This window comes from Mucilaginibacter sp. L3T2-6, from assembly GCF_030519355.1.
Lineage (GTDB): Bacteria > Bacteroidota > Bacteroidia > Sphingobacteriales > Sphingobacteriaceae > Mucilaginibacter.
In genome coordinates, this window is sequence record NZ_JAUMKC010000004.1 from 22,525 (window position 1) to 31,040 (window position 8,516).

An 8,516-nucleotide genomic window follows, 5' to 3' on the forward strand; every position below is an offset into this window, starting at 1 on the left:
CATGCCCGACAGCAGAACCATAGAAACCACCCGCCCGGCTACCGTGGTTACCCCAGTGATTAAAATTGAGGGCACGGAGATTCCGCGTACTTTGCAGGTGGAAGGGTTGGTGATTGATAAGGGAGTTAACCGCATAGCTTCTGCCAAATTTATAATTATTGACGGCGACGCCGCCGGACAGCAGTTTGCAGCAAGTAATGATGCGCTTTTTATCCCCGGGAAAAATATTGAAATATTGTGTGGCTATCAATCGGATGTATACACCCTGTTTAAGGGGGTCATTATCAAGCACAATTTAAAACTGCGCGGCAGCGGCTCGCAACTGGTGGTTGAATGCCGCGACAAAGCAATAGCCATGACCCTGGCCCGCCGCAACAAATACTTTGGCGAGAATATAAAAGACAGCGATGCCATAACCCAGATAGCCGGACAATACAGCGGCCTGCAAACCGACATTGCCGATATGACTATCACATCCAGCGACCTGGTACAATACGAAGCCACCGACTGGGACTTTATAGTAGCCCGGGCTGAATTAAATGGTATGTTGGTTTTTACCGACGATGGCACGCTGAGTATTAGCGCTCCTGATGCATCATCAGAGCCTGTTGTCGAACTGTCTTTTGGGGCTACTATATTGGAATTGGATGCAGAGATAGATTCGCGCCTGCAATATCCATCGATAACCGGCCGTACCTGGAATGCCTCATCGCAGGAAATTGATAGTGTGGATGCTGCTCCGCCTTCTGGCACGCTCAACGGCAACCTGTCCGCCGATGACCTGGCGGGGGTATTTAACGAAAGCAGCCTGTATTTGAATCACGGCGGCGGCTTGCTGCAAACCGAACTGCAGGCCTGGACCGATGCGCTAAAATTGAAACAGGTATTCTCCAAAGTAAAGGGACGCGTGCGTTTTCAGGGTATACATAATGTAAAGCCTGGCAACATTATAAAGCTGAATAACCTTAGCGACCGCATTAATGGGAATGCTTTTGTTGCGCATATACAGCACCACATAGCCCATGGCGACTGGCAACTGGACGTACAATTCGGTCTTGACCCCAACTGGTTTACTGAAAAATATGAAACCAGTGTTAAACCGGCGTCAGCGTTGATACAGGCAGTTCCCGGCTTGCAGATCGGCATTGTTACCCAGTTGGAGAATGACCCCGACGGTGAATGCCGCATATTGGTGCGCATGCCGGTTATTGATCCGGACGAGCAGGGCACCTGGGCGCGTGTGGCCACCCTTGACGCGGGCGACCAGCGGGGCAGTTTTTTCCTGCCTGAAATAGGCGATGAGGTTGTGGTTGGTTTTTTAAATGCTGACCCCCGTAAGGCAGTTGTTTTAGGTATGCTTAACAGCAGCGCAAAATCAGCCCCTTTAACCGCGGCCGACGATAACAATCAGAAAGGTTTTGTTACCCGAAGCAAAATGAAGCTGATTTTTGATGACGACAAAAAATCAGTAACGCTTGAAACGCCCGCAGGTAAAAAGTTTGCTGTTGATGAAAACGCTGGAGTAATAAAGATGCAGGATGAAAACAATAATTCCATCACCATGGATAGCAGCGGGATCACCATCGAAACAAAAGGAACACTCACTTTAAAGGCTCAGCAGGATTTTAGCGTGGAGGGCATGAACGTCAGCCTGAAAGCTAATGCATCAGCATCGGTAGAGGGCACGGGCAGCCTCGAAGTAAAGTCAAGTGGTTCGGCAACTTTAAGGGGGGCGATAGTACAGATAAATTAACAAAATTATGGGAGCAGCAGCCCGGCTTACAGACATGCATATCTGCCCGATGGTTAACGGCACAGTGCCTCACGTTGGCGGTCCGGTAATCGGGCCGGGAGTACCAACGGTGCTTATTGGCGGTATGCCGGCCGTTTGTGTGGGCGATATGTGCACCTGTACCGGCCCGCCCGACAGTATTGTGGCGGGGTCGGCAACGGTAATGATTGGCGGTAAACCCGCAGCCCGTATGGGCGATAGCACGGCGCACGGCGGCAGTATTGTAGCCGGGTGTGCTACGGTAATTATTGGAGGTTAAGAGTATGGAACAAAAAATACCATTTGTGGGCAGTGGCTGGAGTTTCCCGCCGCGTTTTGATAAATCGGCAAAAAAGGTAGAAATGCTTACCGGCGAGGCCGATATTGAAAGCAGCCTGGAGATTTTGTTCACCACCCGGCTGGGCGAGCGTATTATGCAGCCCACATACGGCTGCGACATGCAGAACATGGTTTTTGAGGCAATGAATCTCACCCTTAAAACTTACCTGAAGGATATGATAGAAACTGCTGTGTTATATTTTGAACCGCGGATAACCCTTAACAGTACTGAAATTGATAGCAGCATGGAATACGAAGGTGTTTTGATGATAAAGCTGGATTATACCATCCGTACCACCAATTCGCGCTATAACTATGTATTCCCTTTTTATATTAACGAGGCAAATAATATCATGACCGCTAAATAATGGCCTGTAACGAAAAAAATCCGCTACAACGTGATGGCGCAAGCCAGTCGCAGCGCTTTTTAAAGGCGCTGGATCCCGCCAGCGCGCCCATTGAAGAGCTTGGGTTGCGCGATTGGCTGCAGTTTGCCGCGGCTTATGCCAAAAAGGTCAATTATTTTTCAGTAGCCGATAGCAACCATCCCCAGGGCGACTGGTCGTCGTTTTTTATTGAAGACGCCGGTGAACTGGACACATTCGTAAAACAGGCGGAAGACAAAATAAAGAATGCCCGGCAGGGATTTGCCGACGCGGGTATAAAATCTGACATTGAGCCGCACCTGGCCCTGTTTATGTGTTTTGTGCTGCTGTTGCAACATTCTGCCGACTCGTTAAACGAGCTTACCGGGCGCCACCTGGACTTTTATTATAAGCAGGTGTTGCAATTGCGTAACAGGCCCGAGGTACCAGATAAAGTGCATGTAATTTTTGAACTGGCCAAAAACCTGAGCGGCTATCTGCTGGAGGGAGGCAGTTTGCTGGACGCGGGGAAAGACAAAAGTGCCAAACCCAGGCCGCTTGCCTTTGCTACCGAAAGTGAATTGGCCATAAATAAAGCCAGCATAGCAGCCCTGAAAAGCTTTTATCGTTCGGCATCTGCCAATAAGCTTGCTTATGCCGATGTTACAAACTCGCTGGATGGACTGGGTACGCCTATAAAGGACGATCCGCCAAAATGGAATGCCTTTGGCAATGATGGTTGGCCGGCGGCTACCATGGGTTTTGCCGTGGCTTCCAAAGTGCTGTTGCTGAGCGAAGGGGAACGCGCCATCACACTTACGCTTACCTTTGATACCTCGCCCGGAACCTTGCCGGTAGCCGATATGCCCGGAATGTTTAAGGTGTTCCTGACTTCTGAAAAAGACTGGTTGCAGGCAAGTTTTGCCGGCGCCGATGCCTTTCAGCAAACTGCCGCAGCACCCTATCAGTTAACAATTAAGGTAGTGATCCCACCTAAAGAGAAGGCGATAGTACCCTATAACAAAGCTATCCATAAGGAAAATTATAACACGGGTCTGCCTGTAATGCGCTTATTGGTTAAAGCTCAGGGTGCCGCATACGACTTATATGTTCAAATGGCATCGGCAGGTTTATCAAAAATCGGTATTGATGTAGCCGTTACCGGGATGAAAAATCTGGTGGTTGAAAATGACAACGGCCCGGTTGACCCTTCTAAACCATTCGCAGCATTTGGGGCGCAGCCGCGCAACGGTTCAAACCTGTACATCGGCAGTACCGAGATATTCCAGAAACACTGGACCAAAATTACTCCCAATATCTCATGGAAGAACGTTCCGGACGATCTGACTGACTATTACACCGCTTATCGTAAAGATTATCTCGAAAAAGCATTTAGCGCTGCCAAATATGATATTACCGCAGACAATGAAAGCAACGCGAGTACAGGGGGCGGACAGGTTATTACATCGTCTGACGATTTTACGGCTGATGTGACTTATCTGCGCGATGGTAAATGGTATCCCGATGACAGCGCAGATAAAGAAATTAAATTATTTAGCGGCGCCATTACCATTGAGCCTGACGGCGTGAGCCAGGCCAGTAATGATCCCTTACTGTTTGCTAACTTAATAACTTACTTCACCACAACATCTTATAATTACACGGGTGGTAATTCGGGCTCCTACCAGCAGGGCCAGAACGAAAAGGCCATGATGACGCAATACAGTGAAGGCACGGCGTACCAGGTGCTTGGCTTCCCTGGTTTTATCAGTTTCGGCTCGGGCCTGCAAACACAAACAGGCACATTTTCGGCAGGCGCCAAAGATAATTTTATACGCATCACGCTTACCCGCGATTTTTTGCACAGCGCTTATCCGAAACTGTACGCAGCGGCGCTGTCAAAAAGCGGCGACGCTGCTTTGTTACCTAATGAACCTTATACACCGCAGATATCAGCACTCACAGTTGACTATACAGCCTCGGCAGGTAATGATGTGAACAACCTTTCAACAGCCCCAGATGTATTGTTGGGGGATTATTTACAGCGTGAAGTGCAGTTTTTCCATGAAACCCCTTTCGGGCAAAAAGAACAGCACCCGTTCCTGAAAAGCCAGCTGGATGGGCTTATCGGCAAAAGCATATCAGTAATGCCCCAGTCGCCTGCATTGGCAGCGCTATATATCGGTATAGCCGGTATAGTCAATGGCTCGATAGTAAGTATATTGTTCCAGGTAGCTGAAGGAAGTGAAGATCCAACGGCCCCTTCATTCTCATCTGCTATAAAACCGGCGTGGTACTTCCTGTCGGGCAATGAATGGCTGACGATGGATAAAACGGACATAGTAAGCGATGATACCAATAATTTTTTGCGTCCCGGTATTATTCAGATTATGATACCGCAGGGCGCTTCAACGGCCAACACTTTCCTCGACAATAATTTAACATGGCTGGCAGTAGAATTACCGGCATCGGTAAATATTAATTCTACCTGCAAATTCATCAGCATAAATACCCAGGCTGCGCTGGCGCAGTTTGCCGATAATGACAACGAGCTTTCGCACCTTGCGGATGGCATTGCTCCGGGTACCATCGCCAAACTGGTTAGCCGGCTACCCCAGATAAAATCGGTTTCGCAGCCCTACGCATCCTTTGGAGGTGCATTGCCCGAAGAAGATAATGCTTTCCGCATCCGCGTAAGCGAGCGCCTGCGCCATAAACACAGACCGGTTAATATTTGGGATTACGAGCACCTGGTGCTATCATACTTTCCCCAGGTTTACCGCGTAAAATGCCTTAATCACACATATTCCGACCAGACTAATTATTGCGAGGTTTCTCCCGGCAGCGTGCGCGTGGTAGTGATACCAGACATTCATAATAAGAATATTTTCGACCCTTTTAAACCCATGGTAAGCACCAATACCCTAAGCGAGATTGAAAAATACCTTTCGGCGTTGGCAAACCTGCATGTAGACTTAAAGGTGATTAACCCGGAATATCAGGAAATAACCCTTGATTTCGGCGTGAAATTTTATGGTGGCCTGGATAAAAACCTTTACGCAAAAAAACTGAACGAAGATGTGATAAGCTACCTCTCGCCCTGGGCCTTTAACCAGGACGCAGAAATAGATTTTGGCGGAACGCTTTATAAAAGCGTAGTGATACGCTTTATTGAAGAATTGCCTTATGTTGATTATATAGCCAACTTTAGGATGTATTTCACCGGTTCGCCTGCCGACCCCGACGTTTTGCAGGCTACCAATTCAAAGGCCATCCTGGTTTCGGCCAAACAACACATTATTGATACGACAGCCATACCCGTTTGCCCATGATTAACGAGTTAACCCTACCGAAACAGATTGACGCGGGCCTTGGGCCGGAGTACAGCTTGCTACGGGCGGAAGGCATGCAGCACATCCGCAACCTGGCCAGCGCCATCTGGACTGATTACAACGTGCACGATCCGGGCGTTACCATCCTGGAAATGCTGTGTTATGCCCTTACCGATCTGAACTACCGCGTTACCCTGCCCATTGAAAACATACTGGCGGCAGAGGAAAATAACGATCAGAATATGCACCGGCAGTTTCTGTCGGCATTAAAGATATTGCCGTCTTATCCGGTTACGGCCGATGATTACCGCCAGTTATTTGTGCGCATAGACGGTGTACGCAACGCCTGGATAACCAAATCGGCACACAGCGTTGTTGCCAACTACAAGCAACCCGACGGTACGCCGCTGCTGCATTACAAGCAACCGGCTGAGGTAATTGAAAGCGACAAGGAAATTGAATTTGCCCTGCAGGGTATAAATAATATTCTGATTGATTTTGAAGAATTTCCGGAACTGAACGGCGATGCCGGTGCGATACTGGCCAAACAGAACGGCATTATTAAACAGGTGAGGTCCGTTTATCATTACTTCCGTAACCTTTGCGAAGATCTTGATCAAATAAAGGCGGTTGACAAACAAGAGATTGTAATATGCGCCGAAATTGAGCTAAAGGCAGAGGCCAATCCTGAGCAGGTTTGGGCGGAGATAATGTTTAAAATAGAGCAATATCTTAACCCGGAAATTCATTTTTACTCGCTAAAGGAAATGCTGGAAAAGGGTATCCCCGCCGATGAGATTTTTGAAGGGCCGGTTTTTGATTTCGCCGGACTACAGGGTATTGACCTGCCTGTTCCGTTTGCTAAACAGGGTTTTGTGGTTGCCGATGAGCTGGCCGCGTCACAATTGCGTACCGAGGTACGGTTATCCGACCTGTACCGTATTGTGATGAACATTGATGGCGTTAAACTGGTAAAGAAAATAGCATTCGCCTTTTGCGGCTGTACTGCTACTCCGGCTGATGTGGCATCGCAGGTTTACAATTCCAACGCGTGGCTGCTTTGCGTTGCACCGGGCTGTAAGCCGGTGCTGTGCGAAGACAATTCGTCATTTACTTTTTATAAGGATGTGATACCCATGCCGCTAAAGCAGGACCTGGCCGACGGTTATTTGCAGCAATTGCGTGATGAGCAAAAAAGCGGTATCGAAAACAAACTGATTGAAGATCTCCCAATTCCTGAAGGCGATTTTCGCGACATAGCGCATTACGAAACGCTGCAAAACCAGTTCCCCGAAAATTATGGCATATCGCCCGCAGGGCTACCGGAAACAGCAGGCGAAGAACGCCAGGCGCTGGCCCTGCAGCTAAAAGGATATCTTTTGTTTTTTGACCAGGTACTGGCCAATTATTTTTCGCAGCTGGCCAACGTAAAGGTGTTATTGAGTGCTGATGACACCGTCCGAAAAACTTATTTTAACAATGTTGTGAACGGCATCCGCGATGCCGGCAAGCTGGTTGACCAGGCGCCGCAATGGCAGCAAATGGTTGATGAGGTTATGGCACAGACGGGGCTCGACAATTATATTGAACGTAAAAATAAGTTTATTGATCACCTGCTGGCCCGCTTTGCCGAACAGTTTAATGAGTATGTGTTCCTGATGTACCGGGTATATGGCGAGGATTACCAGCGCAGCATCATCAGGCATAAGGTAAACTTTTTAAAAGAATACGATCAGATGAGCGCCTGTCGCGGCAGCGCGATGGATCTGTACAATCAAAAAACTGCAGATCAGGATGCCACAAATGTATCGGGCATGGAAAAGCGGGTATCACGGCTGCTGGGTTTTACAAATTACAAACGGCAGGCACTGAGTCAGGAAAGCTACGCCGTTTTTAAGCCTGATGCTACGCACTATAACTGGACGATACTAAAGGGCGCTGATATTATATTTAAAGGCAACGGTACTTTTACAAAGGAAATTGATGCCTATGAAGATCTTGGCAGCGTTGCCGTGCTGGCCTGCGACCGTGAGAACTATTACCTAAAACCAGGCCCTACTGCCGGCAAGGTTATTTACGATATAGCCAATGCCGAAGGCACACTGCTGACGCTGAACGATATGGAGATTGACGGCTCCCAGGTTGAACAGTATATCAGCGATCTGATCGGCTACCTGTGCAATGATTTTAAAATGGAAGGCCTGTATGTAATAGAGAATATATTGCTGCGCCCGCCATTTGATTATACCGGCGACGACGCTACCCACCACCAGTTTATGCCGGTTTGCATTGACGCTAACGGTGAGTATTGCAAGCCGCTCGACCCCTATTCATTCCGTATATCAGTGATATTGCCCGGCTATAGTATCCGCCTGCGTGATACCGCTTTTCGTATTTATGCCGAAAAGCTGATACGAATGGAAACCCCGGCCCACGTGCTGCCCCGGATATGTTTTATAGGGCATGACCAGATGGTTGATTTTGAAAAGCAATACCAAAAATGGCTGGATGCCAAACATACATCTGTACGCAACAACACAGCTATGGATGCCACCATCAATACCGATTTTATCAATCTGCTTGAAAAGCTGTACACTGTATATCAGGCAGGCCATTTAAGTACTTGCGACGAGACTGACGTAAACCCGATCATATTAAATAAAAGCAGTTTAGGCTCGCTGCAAAATGATGCTACCAACAACATTTAAA

5 protein-coding genes are annotated in these 8,516 nt (G+C 48.2%); all 5 read left to right on the plus strand.

All coding sequences use genetic code 11. From position 1 onward, the window contains the following. Position 1 precedes the first annotated feature (1 nt). Genes vgrG through Q3W13_RS06045 form a run of 5 tightly spaced genes read left to right on the plus strand, consistent with a single transcriptional unit; the run spans position 2 to position 8,515 of the window. Positions 2-1,753: a type VI secretion system tip protein VgrG gene (gene vgrG, locus Q3W13_RS06025; RefSeq protein WP_302862121.1), complete on the plus strand. Its 1,752-nt coding sequence runs from the start codon at positions 2-4 to the stop codon at positions 1,751-1,753. Between the two features lie 7 nt (positions 1,754-1,760). Next, on the plus strand, positions 1,761-2,051 hold the full coding sequence (locus Q3W13_RS06030; protein WP_302862123.1) for a PAAR domain-containing protein: 291 nt from the start codon (positions 1,761-1,763) through the stop codon (positions 2,049-2,051). A gap of 4 nt (positions 2,052-2,055) precedes the next feature. After that, positions 2,056-2,478: a GPW/gp25 family protein gene (locus Q3W13_RS06035; RefSeq protein ID WP_302862124.1), complete on the plus strand. Its 423-nt coding sequence runs from the start codon at positions 2,056-2,058 to the stop codon at positions 2,476-2,478. Continuing rightward, entirely contained in the window at positions 2,478-5,807 is a 3,330-nt protein-coding gene (locus Q3W13_RS06040) for a baseplate J/gp47 family protein (RefSeq protein WP_302862126.1), read from the plus strand. The genes Q3W13_RS06035 and Q3W13_RS06040 overlap by 1 nt, the downstream gene beginning before the upstream one ends. Continuing rightward, entirely contained in the window at positions 5,804-8,515 is a 2,712-nt protein-coding gene (locus tag Q3W13_RS06045) for a hypothetical protein (RefSeq protein WP_302862128.1), read from the plus strand. Before Q3W13_RS06040 ends, Q3W13_RS06045 begins: the two co-directional genes overlap by 4 nt. Position 8,516 lies beyond the last annotated feature (1 nt).